This is a genomic window from Cytobacillus firmus (assembly GCF_023715565.1).
Classification (GTDB): domain Bacteria; phylum Bacillota; class Bacilli; order Bacillales; family Cytobacillaceae; genus Cytobacillus; species Cytobacillus firmus_C.
The window spans coordinates 21,238-35,216 of the sequence record NZ_JAMBOJ010000002.1; the positions used below are offsets into that span (position 1 = coordinate 21,238).

The following is a 13,979-nucleotide window of genomic DNA, read 5'->3' on the forward strand; positions in this document are numbered from 1 at the left end:
AATCTGCCATGAAGAAATTCTGTCAGCTGTCAGCTGGTCTACTCTATGGTCACGGCCGAAAGAGAGCTATTTATGCCAAAGTTGCTCGGATAAACTGCCCTTTATCAAAGGCGATACATGTGCTAAATGCAGCCGTCCTTTCAGCTCGCTAGATCCCCAATTTCGAAAAAGGGATCTATGCACAGATTGCCTGAGGTGGAACGAGGATTCAATATGGTCAGGACAGCTTGATAAAAATCATTCAATCTTCGCCTATGATGACTTTTTGAAAGATACAATCGCCCGCTATAAATTCAGGGGTGATTATATCCTTGCTAAAGTATTCTCCCCTTATATCAGCAAAAAACTGCAGACTCTTCAATTCGACTTCCTTGTTCCCGTCCCGCTAAGTCCTAAGCGGCTTTACGAAAGAGGATTTAATCAATCATCAGCCCTTATTCGGGAAGCAGGCTACACACCTTCAGAGCTTCTTCTGCGCAGCCACTCTGAAAAACAATCCAAAAAGTCGCGTAAAGAACGCATACAACTTATGCAGGTCTTCGAGTTATGTCCCGATTCTGTGGTTGAAGGCAAGAATATCCTTCTCTTTGATGATATTTATACAACTGGATCTACTTTATACCATGCTGCAGTAGTACTTAAATCTGCCGGAGCTAAATCGGTGTGCTCATTTACGCTTGCTCGCGGTTGAATTTTGGAAATATTAACAATGTAATAAATTTCTATATTTGTATATATAGTACAAATTTCCTATGGTATCTTATTACTAGGAAAACCGTTATTTACAGATGTATACGAAGGCTCAGGAAGGGCACTGACACGGCAGCGGGGTACTATGAACCTGTTTGCCTATGTAAATAGGAAAGGAAGTTTGTATTGAATAAGTTATTTTCACGCTTTATTAGACAGACCGAACAAGTGCAGGTAGAAATTGATGAACCAGAAATTTTCCGCACTCTTTTTATACATAATCCGGATATGACCTTCATTACTGATAGAGAAGGCAATGTATTGGAGGTTAATAAGAGTGCTTCTGATGTAACAGGATTTAAAAAGGATACGATTATAGGTAAGAATTTATCCTCTTTTATTCGAGAAGAAGACCGCGCTGAGGTATTAAGCGCTTTCCATAAAGTTATAAAAGGGAAGCCCCAAAACATCATCTTTTCTATCCCCCGTAAAAATGGCCAGCTGATTAAGGTTAATAACATATCCATCCCTTTATATAAAGAAAATCAAATTATAGGTGCAATTGGCATTTCAAAGGATATAACCGATGAGGAAAATCTAAAGATGGCTTTGGAACTGCAGAACCAAAAATATAAATCATTATTCGATAACCACCCGGATGCTATTTATACACTTAATCATGATGGTGAATTCACTGGGTATAATGAAGCTCTGCCAAAATTGCTGGGCTATTCACCTGAAGAATTAGCTCAGTCTTTTAAGGAGGTTGTAGCAGATCCTTATAGAAAGATAACACTTGAAAGTTTTCAAAAAGCACTGAAGGGACAGCCTCAAACCTACGAAAGCGTCGGAATTAATAAAAAAGGCGAATTAATCAATGTGCAGATTACCAATGTCCCAATCAAAGTTAAAGGTGAAACCGTGGGGGTTTTTGGAATAGCCAAAAATACTACGGAGTTTCATCAGCAGCAAACTGAACTGCAAAGGGTTAAGTATAATTTGAATCGTGCTCAGGCTGTCGCTGCAATTGGAAGTCTGGAATATGATGTGGAGAAGGATGAATCGTTATGGTCTTCACAATTATATCGAATTCTTGGCGTAGATCCGATAGAAGGGCCATCTCCCAATTTTGCTGTCCATTTGGCTTGTATTCATCCGGATGATCGGCTCTTATTTAAAGAGAATGTTAATCGGCTTATAAATGAAAAGGGGAACATGGAGCTTGAATGCCGGATTTTAAGAGATTTTGGTGAGGTTCGTCATGTTCACTACAAAGCAACTTATTATATAGATGATTTTGGAGATGCCAAAATTACAGCTACAGTTCAGGATATCACTGAGAAAAAAATCATTGAACAAAAACTCTATGAAAATGAGCGGAAAATTGCCCAAATCAATGAAAATCTGGATGTCGGCATTTTTTCTTCCGATATTTTAGAGAGAAAGATCCTTCATTTTTCCAAAGGTGTAGAAGGAATCTTTGGTTACACACCTCAGGAATTTAATAATGATTACGACTTGTGGGACAGAGTCATTCACAAGGAGGATTTGAAACAGGTTCATCGTGAACGTGAGAAGCTGAAGGATGGTAAGATTGTCCGTTTTGAATACCGGATTACCCATAAAAATGGGGAACAAAGGTGGGTGAAAGTCCATAGCATTCCCCATTTGGATGATAGCGGGGAATTGATTCGGGTTGATGGGTTTGTGACAGACATTTCTGAGCAAAAAAAATTGGAAGAAAAGATCCTGCATATGGCTTTGCATGATTACCTAACAGAGCTCCCCAATCGGAGGTTCTTTGACCATAAGCTTAAGAAAATGCTAGATAGAGGTTCACGGGAGAAATTCGCGGTTATGTTCGTTGAACTAGAGAGATTAAAGCATATCAACGATACACTTGGAATTGCTGTCGGAGACGAATTACTAAAACAAGTTTCTGAAAGAATAAAAGCTTTGCTGACTGGCAGGCAAATAATTTCGAGAATAAACGGTGATGAATTTGCCATCTTAATGGAAGGTTTTCAAGGAGTTGAAGAGCCGACCATTTTAGCACAGATGATTACTGAAACACTTTCAAAGCCCTTTTTGATAGACTCCTATGAACTTTATATATCTTCTACAATTGGAATTAGCATATACCCCAATAATGGCCAAACGGAAGAAGAGTTGATCCGTAATGCTGATGCCGCTCTCTATCATGCTAAAAAAAGAGGGAAAAATAGTTATCAAGTATACAATTCATCAATGGATATTGAAGCATATAAGCTTTTTACCCTTGAGCAGGATATGCGTACAGCTTTGAAAAATAGTGAGTTATATCTTGAATATCAACCGAGGATTGACACGAAAACAGGCCGGATACTGAGTGCCGAGGCTTTGATTAGATGGAATCATCCTGATTGGGGGAGGGTCTCCCCTTCAGAATTCATACCAGTCGCAGAGGAATCAGGCTTAATTTTAGATATAGGTGATTATGTCATCGAGAAAGTATGTGAGCAGCTGAGAACTTGGAAAGGTAAAGATCTTAATGTCGTTCCTGTGTCAGTCAATATATCACCGCAGCGCTTTCTGAAAAATGACCTTGTATCGACCTTTAAAAAAGCCTTGGCAATGCATAGGATAGAACCTGGCTTAATTGAACTGGAGCTGACTGAAACGTCGCTGATCAATTACTCTGAAAACGTTATTTCTGCACTTACTCAATTAGGGGAAATGGGTGTGAAAATAGCATTGGATGATTTCGGTACAGGCTATTCATCTGTCACTCAGCTGAGGGAGTACAAATTTAATGTGCTGAAAATTGATAAGTCTTTTATTCAGAATATGGATAAAAGTCCTCAAGATGCAGTGATAACATCTAACCTCATTCAGCTTGCCCATGGCCTTAATATGGAAGTGGTGGCTGAGGGAGTTGAAACGTTTGAACAATTTCAGCTTTTACGGCAAAAAGAATGTGATCAAATTCAAGGTTTTCTGTTCAGTAGACCTCTCCCGCATGATATTTTTGAGCAAAAACTGACTATTGGTATTCTTAAGCCTAAGGATGCGAAGAAAGGGAATGTCTTTAAAAAAATGAGGGAATATTTCCGTGTTGAGTTTCCATATCCGCTGGGGGCAGATATGACCATCCTTAAGCTCAATAACAAAAAAGTGGAAATGGGAACCACGGAGATTCTAATAGAAGATATGGGTCCGGGCGGAGTGAAGTTTTTATCGAAAATAAAACTGCCGGTGAGGCAGGATATCATCTTAAAAATTGAGACAGAGTTATTGGGAGGAGCGGTTTCTTTTACAGGAACAATCGTTTGGAAAGAAGAGCTCTCGGATACTCTCACGAACTATGGGTTCCAATTTATCATGGATGAAAACCAGCGGGCGGCTTTAGTCACGATTCTGAACAAACTGCAAATCCAGCTGAAGAAAAATTCCATGGTACCGGAATGCCGTTTCATCCAAATCAGCAGCAGTCATCTATATTTTGACTAATTTTTCTATAATTCTCAGATTCTTCGAGCTATAATGGTGTCAAAAGAATCTCAGAGAGGAAGAATCATATGGCTGAGTTAACCAACTGCCCAAAATGTGATGCCATCTTTGTCAAAAACCAATTCCGTGAAGTCTGCCAGAATTGCTGGAAAGAAGAAGAGAAGGCTTATGAGACGGTCTATCAGTTCATCCGGAAGAGGGAGAATCGTACTGCTACTATCATTCAGGTTGTGGAAGCAACCGGAGTAGAGGAAGACTTAATTTTGAAATTTATCCGTACGGGGAAATTGAAGTTGGCTCAATTCCCGAATCTTGGCTATCCTTGTGAAAAATGCGGTGCGAGCATCCGGGAAGGAAAAGTCTGCAAGAGCTGCGCAGGAGAGCTGAAAAAAGATCTTCAACAGTTTACCGCCGCTGAGGAAGTGAGAAGAAGAAAGGCTGCCCAGAGAGAAAAACAAGGAACTTATTTTGCCGTCAATGAAAAAATAAAACGTTTCTAAGCTATGTGACTCATCCGCATAGCTTTTTCTATAGGCTTTTTGATATATTTTTTAACCAAAAGCAAATTATGATTTAAACAAACTGCCGCAATAGCCGATAATAGAATTAGGTTAAATCGGCCGGAAAGAAAGAGAGGGGTACACATGAAAATCAATAATTTTGGTCCTTCAGGCGTGAACCCGTACAAACGCCAACTGAACAAGCTTGAAAATGCAGGAAAACCAGCCAGAACGGCATCAGATAAAATTGAGATCAGCACCACTGCAAAGGAAATGCAGCAGGTATCACAGCTGAGCGAGAACCGTAAAGCAAGAGTAGAAGAGCTTAAAATTCAGGTAGAGAACGGCACCTATAAAATCAACCCAAAAGAAGTAGCGAAAAGCATCGCTAATTTCTATACGAAAAAGTAATGGGGAGGGATTGGCATGTCAGCCGAAGCGCTTACGGCAGCAATGGAGAAACTGCTTAAGCTTCATAAAAGCCTTTATGAACTCGCAGTTAAAAAGACAGACATTATTAAGACCGGCGACATGGACGCCCTCAATCAGATGCTGAAGGATGAGCAGGCTCACATTGCGGCTATCAGCCGATTGGATCAGGAACGGGAAAAAGCAGCAAATTCCATCGCACCTATGCTTGAAAGCCCAACCGTATCAGATTGTTTAACTATCCTCATGCAGCCTGACCGTCTCAAACTAGAGGCCATTACAGAGGAGCTTGCTGAGCTGGTGAACGAACTGAAAGAGCAAAACTTCCTAAACCAGCAGCTTGTTCATCAGTCACTTCAGTTTGTGAATGTCTCTATGAACCTATTAAGGCCACAGCCAGAAAATATGAACTACGGTCCGCCTGCCAGAAAGAAATCTGAAAAGATGAATCCAGGAATTTTCAACTCGAAAGTGTAGTAGAACGGAGGAGCAAACATGCGTTCAACTTTCATGGGACTTGAAACAGCCCGCCGCGGCATGTTCACCCAGCAAAGTGCTTTATATACAACAGGCCATAATATTTCAAATGCGAATATGCCCGGATACACCAGGCAGCGCATTAATTTCGCGCAAACCGAGCCTTATCCGGGCGTTGGCATGAACCGCCCTCAGATACCCGGTCAAATGGGAACAGGTGTTGAAGCGGGAACAGTTCAGCGAATAAGAGAATCATTTTTAGACCTGCAATATAGAACTGAAAACACCAAAATGGGCTATTATGGTGCCATGAGCGAGGCTTTAACCAAGATGGAAGAAATCATGAATGAACCTTCTGAGAACGGATTGCACAGTACGCTGGAAAAGTTCTGGAATGCGCTTCAGGATCTATCTAGCCATACTGAAAACACCGGAGCCCGAGATGTAGTGGCAGCCACCGGGCAGATGGTTGCGGATACGCTGAATTATTATCATAACTCCCTGTCGCGTGTTCAAGAGGATATAGGCAATCAGGTTGACGTGAAAGTTGCTGAAATTAATGCAATCGTCGAGCAAATTGATCATCTGAATAAACAGATTGCCTCTGTTGAGCCGCACGGATATCTGCCGAATGATCTGTATGATGAGCGGGATTTATTGGTCGATAGCCTTTCACAATTGGTTAACGTAAAAGTGAGCGGTGTGGTTCCGAATACATATGGAAATGCCAAACCGATGGCAGCGGGCCTTTATAATATAGAGATTGTCCAGAAGGATGGAAAATCCTATAATCCGCCTATTAACCTCATTTCCGTAACAAAAGAGAACGGCATAGTGGGCACTAACAAGGTAGAGGTTGAAAAAAATGAAGAGAACGGACTTGTAACAGGATTAAAGATAGGTCCCGCTTCAATTGCACAGTTTGAGACTTTATCCGGTGAACTATCCGGTTTAATTAACAGCTATGGTTATGAAGCAGATGGTTCTGCTAAGGGTGCTTACCCTGAAATGCTCGAGAAGCTGAATAGAATGGCGTCTGCTTTTGCCAAGGAATTCAATGAGATTCATAAGAATGGATATGCACTTGGAGCAGATACAGTATCCGGATTAGACTTTTTCGAATTTGATGAGAAAAATCCGGCACAAAGCATGAAAGTGAATCAAGCATTGCTTGATGATTCATCAAAAATTGCCGCCGCAGCCGAACAAGGTGGAGCATCAGGTGATAACAAAAATGCACAGCTGCTGGCTGATTTAAGAAAGAAAAGCTTTAGTGATTATACATCATTGACTGATGAAGAAAAATCAAAACTGAATGGAAACCTGGATTCCTATTATTCAGGTATTATCGGTAAATTAGGCGTAGACTCTCAGAGTGCTAAAAAGGACCTGAAAAACGCCCTTGTGCTGGCAGATTCAGTAGACCGGAACAGGCAATCCGTCAGTGCAGTCTCATTAGATGAAGAAATGACCAATATGATTAAATTCCAACATGCATACAATGCTTCAGCCCGAAATATAACAGTGGTAGATGAAATGCTCGATAAAATCATCAACGGCATGGGCGTTGTAGGCAGATAAAGGGTGAGATAAAGTGCGCGTAACACAATCGATGTTATCAAATAACATGCTGAGAAATTTAAGCAACAGCTACAGCAGATTGGACAAGCTGCAGGATCAAATTTCTACGCAAAAGAAATTCACCAAGCCATCGGATGATCCAGTTGCTGCAATGATGGGGATGAACTATCGTACGGATTTAAACCGCATTCAGCAATTCAGCCGCAACATCGGGGAAGTGAGAAGCTGGGTTGACAGCACCGATGACGCCCTGGATAAAGGCGTGCTAGCCTTGCAGCGAATAAGAGAGCTCACAGTTCAGGCAAGCAACGGAACGCTTGAGGGGGATCAGCTCAAAGCCGTTGCTGAAGAGGTCAAGCAGCTTAAAGAACATCTGCAGAATCTCGGAGATACGCAAGTGGGAGGAAAGTATATTTTCAATGGCAATCAGACAAATGTAAGGCCATCTGAATCCGGTTTTCAAAGCGGAACCATTGAGCTTGAGGTATTTTCGGGTATCAAAATCCCTATCAACACAGAAGGAAAAGCTCTGTTTGGGGACATGCTCAGTGAAGATGGAGATATTCAAAAACTAATCACAGCGCTTGAGACGAATGATCCAGCAATTGGGGATATGCTTGAGACTGTTGATAAAAATATAGATAACTTCCTGTCTGCCCGTGCCCTGATTGGTGCCAAACAGAATCGGGTCGAGCTGATGGAGGACCGCCTTTCCCAACAGGAAGTCTTCTCAACCAGAATCCTTTCTGATAATGAAGACATCGATATGGAAAAAGCCATCATCGAGCTCACAACCCAAGAAAGCATCCATCGTGCAGCACTAAGTGTTGGGGCAAGAATCATTCAGCCAAGCTTAACCGACTTTTTAAGATAATCAATGAAAAGCTATCCATAGGAGATAGCTTTTTTTCATAAAAGAGGTGTCTAACATGAACGTGCCGCAGATCAGGCTGGAATCCAACTATATCAAAATGGGATTAAAGATAGAAAAACCGGTGCAGCAAATCGAACAGCCCCCTGCCATCCAATCCATTCAGCAGCCCAAAGCCATCCTGGAAATTAAAACAATCCCAGGAATGCTGACAATCGACCAGACAAAAGCACGCGAGGACGTCGATTTAAAAAGTGTTGGCAGAAGAATAGAAGAGTTCGCCCAAAACGGGTACCAGGATTGGCTGAAAGGGCTGGAGAGAAGAGCTGCACAGGGAACGGAGCTCATGAAAATTGAAAACGGCGGCAACCCCATCACTTACCAGGCCAAGGAAAACAGTGAGGGTCCTCCCCAGCAGTTTAATATTGGCTGGGTGCCGTCTCATAATAGTGTAAAGCTTCAATACGAACCAGCCAAAGTCAACATTGAAGCTCAGCCGCAAAAGCCGAATATTGAAGTTGAAATCAGAAAGCCGGTTCATAACTATACGCCAGGTAAAGTTAGTACGGAGATTATTGAGAAAAATAGCCTAAATGTTGATTATATCAACCTAACAATTTAGTAAAGTGGTGAAAAAATGAATATTTTAACGAAATTTCATGGTGAGCAAGAGATAAACAGAGAAAATATTATTGCGTTTCCATCAGGGATTCCAGGTTTTTTGGAAGAGAAAGAGTTTTATATATTACCTCTTGAAGGGACAGACTTATTTGTATTGCAGTCAGTTAAAACAACTGAAGTGGCATTTATCGTGACAGATCCGTTTGTTCTATATCCGCAGTATGAGTTCGTTTTGCCGGAAGAGGCAATAGAGAAATTAGAAATCCAATCAGATAAAGATGTGGCAACGTTTGCGATTTTGACAGTAAGAGAGCCATTCCAGGACACAACCGCTAACCTGCAGGCACCCGTTGTGATTAACCAAACAAAAAAGCTAGGCAAACAAGTTATTCTTATCCAAACATCATACGGGACAAAGCATAAAATCTTGAATCCTCAAGAACAGGGGGAGAGATAATGCTTGTACTCACAAGGAGACTCAAAGAATCGATCATGATTGGTGATGACATTGAAATCTCCATCATCTCTGTTGAAGGTGACCAGGTAAAGTTAGGCATCAGCGCGCCGAAAAATGTTGATATTCATAGGAAGGAAATATATCTATCTATTCAGCAGGAAAATAGCAGTGCAACTCAAACTGAAGCAAATGCAATCGAAAGCCTAAGCAGCTTTTTTAAAAAGAAATAAAATTTTTTTCCAAACTATTAAACACCTGCCAAAATAAGTCGATATAACCAGTGTAAAGCTGAACAGCAAAAAGGCGGCCGACTTTTCTGTTGTTAGTAAAACAACCACATGGATGTGGGATATATACTCAAGGAGGAAATTAATAATGAGAATTAATCATAATATTGCGGCGTTGAATACTTATCGTCAGTTGAATACTGCATCAAATGCACAATCAAACTCCATGGAAAAGTTATCTTCAGGTCTTCGTATTAATAAAGCTGGGGATGATGCTGCTGGCCTGGCTATTTCCGAAAAGATGCGTGGTCAAATCCGTGGTTTGGATATGGCTGCGAAAAATGCCCAAGATGGCATTTCTCTAATCCAAACATCTGAGGGGGCACTAAACGAGACACATAGCGTACTTCAACGTATGCGTGAATTAGCAGTTCAATCTGCAAACGATACTAATACTGATACAGACCGTGGGGAACTTCAGAAGGAATTAAATGAACTTATTGATGAAGTTGACCGCATTGCTAGTAAAACTCAATTTAATACAAAAACACTTATGGATGGTACTTTTAAAGAAAATGGATTAAAATTCCAAATCGGAGCAAATGCGACACAAAATATTGAATTGAAAATAAACGATATGCAATCAGCAGCAATAGGTACATTAGATGCGGATGGTAATGTAGTGACGGCCTTATCTACTTTAAAATCAACTGATTTAACAGCAGACGCAGGTATACTTAATCAAGGTATGGCTGACTCTGCAATTACAGTTATTAATGATGCAATCGAACAGGTTTCTGCAGAACGTTCAAAACTAGGAGCTTACCAAAATCGTTTAGACCATACAATTAATAACTTGAATACATCATCAGAAAACTTAACTGCTGCTGAATCACGTATTCGTGACGTAGATATGGCTAAAGAAATGATGGAACAAACGAAGAACTCCATTCTTTCACAAGCTGCTCAAGCAATGTTGGCACAAGCGAACCAACAACCACAAGGAGTTCTACAACTTCTTCGTTAATATTAGATTACAGGAGGCTCTAGTAATGCTAGGGTCTCTTTTTATATTAATTTCGTGAAAGAAAGGGAACAATGAGCAGGATTTTAGACATTGATATGGACTTTTTCTTGAATATAATTGCTATAGAAAAAACTGGAGATGTTAGATTAGATGAAAGTAATTATGTTCCCAGGGAAGAAAAAGATTTCCGGTTATTTTTAGAAGAAAAATGAAATTTGAGCAAAGAGAATAAGATCTTGGGCAGAATAATAAAAGATTATAATAAGGCATTTTACTTTTGCGAAGAGTTAATAAAAGAGAAAAATATTGAAGTTCCTTTTCAAGTTACACAAGTTGATGCCCATACTGATTTGAAAGCAGGTTAGCCATTTTAGGCGACATGCTCCACCTACCTATATCTAGAAGGTTAAAAGAATTTAATATGAGCGAAAGGTTCTGCTAATCCCTATCATTAGCAATAGTATGTGGATTGTTTAATAAGATAGGGTTAATCATTCACGTTGATTTTGATTACTGTGACTTACCTACTCTCTTTTAAAAAAGGTAATGTAGATACAAGTATATTAGAAAAATGAAAGCCTACGAAAAATTAGCTATAGAATATAGCAATTTTAACTGTCCCGTCCATATAGATCCAGAAATCCCTTATCAAATAATTCGCTATGAACCATTTCTGTCACAATATTACTATGACTATCTTGTTTTTTGGCAATCACCAGGTCACACACCTAAGACAGCAGACTTCATGATTAAATTAGTTAAAGACTTTATCATCGAAGTATAGGTTCTCATACCATCATCATTCTTAAAAATTAATTAAAGGTGTAGTTAAGCAATGAGTAGCCGAAGGTTGCTCCTTTTCTTTTTTGAGCAAATAGGGAAAGTCGTTTGTTCCCCCGTGTCTAGCTGTTCACAACTAAGAGAGAGAGAAACGGTGCCTGTTCCTACATATATTAATGAATTAAAGCAGAAATACCTTACTCTTTAATGGTCCAAACAAAAATCCCATTGGCATTATCACAATATCCTTCCATCTAATTTCCCTCTCAACATTTCCGCTCCTCTACCGATATAAAAACTAAGAATATATTATAGGTAGGGGATTTCCATGATCGAACGCTTATCATCTCAACACACGCCTCTCACACCTAGACTTTCTAATAATAATGAAGTAAATAATGAGTTTACAAAAAAAGAATCCAATATACTAAAACAGCCAGCACATAAACAAGTTGAACCATTGAAGGAAGATCAGCTAACACAAGTAGTCGACAGCATGAACGAATTCTTACAAGCTTCCCACACCTCATTAAAGTTCGTTCTACACGAAGAACTAAATGAATACTACGTAACCCTAGTTGATGACCTAACCCAGGAAGTAGTAAAGGAAATCCCATCAAAGAAAATGCTGGACATGTACGCAGCAATGACAGATTTTGTTGGACTAATGGTAGATAAGAAGATTTAAAAGGAGGAGTACATATTGGTTAGAATCGGAGGTCTGGCAAGCGGGATGGATATAGACCAGCTTGTATCAGATCTAATGAAGGCAGAACGGATGCCTCTAGATAAATTAAAGCAGAAGAAACAAGTGCTGGAATGGCAGCGCGATGATTATCGTGCAATAAATGCTTTGCTTCTTGATTTCAGAAGTGAATTGACGCAGATGAAGCTGACTACCCGTTATCGCACGCGCCTGACCACTTCTTCAAATGAAGCCATGGTAAGTGCCACAGCAAGCAGCGCAGCAAGTCAGGCTTCTTACTCGATTTCAAAGGTAACAAGGCTGGCAAGTGCGGAGACTCGCGTGAACGGCGGAAGCATTTCTGCGGATGGGAAATCTATCGACCCAAGCAAAAGTCTTTATGCACAGGAAAACAATTTTATGTATAAAGGCAATCATACAGATTCAGGTGGAAATCCTGTCAGTAGTGCATGGAAAAATGGTGCTGTTTTAAATAAAAGTATAAACGTGACCGATCCAGCTGCTATTAGCTTCGGAGACATGTCCAATGTGGAACTTAGTGAACTCAGTTCCTGGAGTGTAAAGGTTAATGGAGTCGGATTTAATGCGCTGAGTGAGGCAGAATTGACTGCGGCGAACCGTCCTTTAAAAGAGAACGAAGTGCTGGTAAAAGAGGATGGAACACTGCAGTTCGGCAAGGAGCCTGCAAAGGGAAGTGTCATTAAGATTGATTATGTAGCGACTGAACGGACAGGTTCCCATGCTATTGCAAGCGGCACTTCCTCTATTCAATTGGCTCAAGGTGCCTTGAACGAAGTGAAAAGTATTAAGGTAAAGGAAACAATCTCTGGAGAGACCACTGAAAAAACTTTTTCAATGGGTAATACCGTGAATGGAGAAAGAGAAATACTCGATGATGCGAATAAAGTGGTAGGCACCCTTAACTACGAAACAGGCAAAATCACGTTTAATTCTGATATGCAAAAACCGGCAGATGGATCTGACACAACCATGACTCTAGATATTACATATGATCACAAATACACTGCTTTTTCCGTAGACACCTCAACTTCTAAAGGAGAGCGTCATGATTCCTTTCTTATATCAGGGAGTGAGTCTCTAAATAATGTTATCAGTAAAGTCAATGCTTCAAGTACTGGTGTCAATATGTTCTTTGACAGTGCTACAGGCCAAATGACAATGACCCGCACAGAGACGGGTGATTTTAATAAAGATGGGGATGAAATCACGACAAATGGCAGCTTTCTGAATGATGTTCTGCGCTTTCAAGGTGCTGTGGTCAAAGAAGAAGGAAGCAATGCCGAATTTGTCATTAACGGTTTGGCTACCAATAGAAGCTCCAACACTTTTGAGGTCAACGGTGTTACCTTTACCCTTAAGCAGACCTTTGAAGATCAGACGGTCAGCATCAATGTCAGCAATGATACCACGCAGGTTTTTGATAATATTAAAGCATTTGTGGATAAATACAATGAAATGATCGATCAAATCCAGAAAAAGACTGGTGAAGAACGGTATCGAAGCTATATTCCATTGACCGATCAACAGCGTGAGCAGCTTTCGGATAAGCAGCAGGAGCAGTGGGAAGAGCGGGCTAAAAGTGGTCTATTGCGTAAGGATTCTACCCTTCAGTCTGTTTTATCAGGGATGCGGATGAACTTTTACCAGCCCGTATTGAATGATCTTGTTTCTCCGCTTTATAATCAGCTTGCCAGCATCGGCATTAAAACGACCAGCAATTATCTAGAAGGCGGTAAGCTGGAAATTGATGAAGCCGCCCTGAAAAAGGCAATCGAAGATGATCCTGTGTCTGTTGAAAATCTTTTTAGAGGAGATGGGCAGACAGACGGGCAGAGAGGGATTGCCCACAGGCTTTATGATACTGTGAACGCTGCGATGGATAAATTGAAGACAAAAGCAGGAAACAGCTTTTCGACCAATCAGCAATTTACCATCGGCAGGGAACTGAATGATGTAGGCAAGCGGATTGATAGTTTTGAAAATAAATTAAAGCAGGTTGAAGACCGCTACTGGCGCCAATTCACCGCCATGGAAAAAGCGATCCAGCGATCCAATCAGCAATCCATGTTCCTTATGAACCATTTTAGCAGCGGCATGTAAGAA

Annotated in this window: 15 protein-coding genes and 1 pseudogene; all 16 read left to right on the forward strand. The window is 40.5% G+C overall.

The genetic code is table 11. The annotated features are described in order from the left end of the window. Position 1: 1 nt before the first annotated feature. Positions 2–181 (forward strand): annotated as a pseudogene (locus M3205_RS25775) (double zinc ribbon domain-containing protein); the annotation flags it as partial. Positions 182–265: 84 nt separating this feature from the next. Next, a complete protein-coding gene (locus M3205_RS25780; RefSeq protein ID WP_311315680.1) occupies positions 266–691 on the forward strand; it encodes a ComF family protein in 426 nt (141 codons plus the stop codon). 185 nt (positions 692–876) lie between these two features. Beyond that, positions 877–4,179, forward strand: coding sequence for an EAL domain-containing protein (locus tag M3205_RS00940; RefSeq protein ID WP_159863835.1), 3,303 nt, complete (start codon positions 877–879; stop codon positions 4,177–4,179). Between the two features lie 68 nt (positions 4,180–4,247). Further along, the gene (locus M3205_RS00945; protein ID WP_159863833.1) at positions 4,248–4,679 is read left to right on the forward strand and encodes a TIGR03826 family flagellar region protein; all 432 of its coding nucleotides are present in this window, start codon (positions 4,248–4,250) and stop codon (positions 4,677–4,679) included. A 144-nt stretch (positions 4,680–4,823) separates the two neighbouring features. Then, positions 4,824–5,090: a flagellar biosynthesis anti-sigma factor FlgM gene (gene flgM / locus M3205_RS00950; protein ID WP_159863831.1), complete on the forward strand. Its 267-nt coding sequence runs from the start codon at positions 4,824–4,826 to the stop codon at positions 5,088–5,090. 15 nt (positions 5,091–5,105) lie between these two features. Beyond that, positions 5,106–5,585 (forward strand): flagellar protein FlgN, encoded by a 480-nt coding sequence (locus M3205_RS00955; RefSeq protein WP_159863829.1) that lies wholly within the window; start codon positions 5,106–5,108, stop codon positions 5,583–5,585. Positions 5,586–5,603: 18 nt separating this feature from the next. Further along, complete coding sequence (gene flgK, locus M3205_RS00960; RefSeq protein WP_251168217.1) at positions 5,604–7,166, forward strand: flagellar hook-associated protein FlgK; 1,563 nt, start codon at positions 5,604–5,606, stop codon at positions 7,164–7,166. A 13-nt stretch (positions 7,167–7,179) separates the two neighbouring features. Beyond that, positions 7,180–8,040, forward strand: coding sequence for a flagellar hook-associated protein FlgL (flgL, locus tag M3205_RS00965; protein ID WP_159863825.1), 861 nt, complete (start codon positions 7,180–7,182; stop codon positions 8,038–8,040). Between the two features lie 55 nt (positions 8,041–8,095). Then, a complete protein-coding gene (locus M3205_RS00970; protein WP_251168218.1) occupies positions 8,096–8,659 on the forward strand; it encodes a DUF6470 family protein in 564 nt (187 codons plus the stop codon). 15 nt (positions 8,660–8,674) lie between these two features. Then, the gene (gene fliW, locus M3205_RS00975) at positions 8,675–9,115 is read left to right on the forward strand and encodes a flagellar assembly protein FliW (RefSeq protein WP_159863821.1); all 441 of its coding nucleotides are present in this window, start codon (positions 8,675–8,677) and stop codon (positions 9,113–9,115) included. Next, positions 9,115–9,345: a carbon storage regulator CsrA gene (csrA, locus tag M3205_RS00980; protein WP_159863819.1), complete on the forward strand. Its 231-nt coding sequence runs from the start codon at positions 9,115–9,117 to the stop codon at positions 9,343–9,345. The genes fliW and csrA overlap by 1 nt, the downstream gene beginning before the upstream one ends. A gap of 145 nt (positions 9,346–9,490) precedes the next feature. Further along, on the forward strand, positions 9,491–10,369 hold the full coding sequence (gene hag, locus M3205_RS00985) for a flagellin Hag (RefSeq protein ID WP_159863817.1): 879 nt from the start codon (positions 9,491–9,493) through the stop codon (positions 10,367–10,369). Between the two features lie 71 nt (positions 10,370–10,440). Continuing rightward, positions 10,441–10,581 (forward strand): hypothetical protein, encoded by a 141-nt coding sequence (locus M3205_RS00990; protein ID WP_159863815.1) that lies wholly within the window; start codon positions 10,441–10,443, stop codon positions 10,579–10,581. 24 nt (positions 10,582–10,605) lie between these two features. Next, positions 10,606–10,734, forward strand: coding sequence for a UPF0489 family protein (locus M3205_RS00995; protein ID WP_236566196.1), 129 nt, complete (start codon positions 10,606–10,608; stop codon positions 10,732–10,734). Between the two features lie 743 nt (positions 10,735–11,477). Further along, positions 11,478–11,837 carry a flagellar protein FlaG gene (gene flaG, locus M3205_RS01000; protein ID WP_159863813.1) on the forward strand — a complete coding sequence of 120 codons (360 nt, stop codon included), beginning with the start codon at positions 11,478–11,480 and terminating at the stop codon, positions 11,835–11,837. Positions 11,838–11,852: 15 nt separating this feature from the next. After that, positions 11,853–13,976, forward strand: coding sequence for a flagellar filament capping protein FliD (gene fliD / locus M3205_RS01005; protein ID WP_159863811.1), 2,124 nt, complete (start codon positions 11,853–11,855; stop codon positions 13,974–13,976). Positions 13,977–13,979 lie beyond the last annotated feature (3 nt).

Excerpts from the sequence above, each read along its gene's own strand:
- M3205_RS00945 (WP_159863833.1), top strand. The coding sequence starts at position 4,248 with ATGGCTGAGTTAACCAACTGCCCAAAATGTGATGCCATCTTTGTCAAA.
- flgM (WP_159863831.1), top strand. The coding sequence starts at position 4,824 with ATGAAAATCAATAATTTTGGTCCTTCAGGCGTGAACCCGTACAAACGC.
- M3205_RS00955 (WP_159863829.1), top strand. The coding sequence starts at position 5,106 with ATGTCAGCCGAAGCGCTTACGGCAGCAATGGAGAAACTGCTTAAGCTT.
- flgK (WP_251168217.1), top strand. The coding sequence starts at position 5,604 with ATGCGTTCAACTTTCATGGGACTTGAAACAGCCCGCCGCGGCATGTTC.
- M3205_RS00970 (WP_251168218.1), top strand. The coding sequence starts at position 8,096 with ATGAACGTGCCGCAGATCAGGCTGGAATCCAACTATATCAAAATGGGA.
- fliW (WP_159863821.1), top strand. The coding sequence starts at position 8,675 with ATGAATATTTTAACGAAATTTCATGGTGAGCAAGAGATAAACAGAGAA.
- csrA (WP_159863819.1), top strand. The coding sequence starts at position 9,115 with ATGCTTGTACTCACAAGGAGACTCAAAGAATCGATCATGATTGGTGAT.
- hag (WP_159863817.1), top strand. The coding sequence starts at position 9,491 with ATGAGAATTAATCATAATATTGCGGCGTTGAATACTTATCGTCAGTTG.
- M3205_RS00990 (WP_159863815.1), top strand. The coding sequence starts at position 10,441 with ATGAGCAGGATTTTAGACATTGATATGGACTTTTTCTTGAATATAATT.
- flaG (WP_159863813.1), top strand. The coding sequence starts at position 11,478 with ATGATCGAACGCTTATCATCTCAACACACGCCTCTCACACCTAGACTT.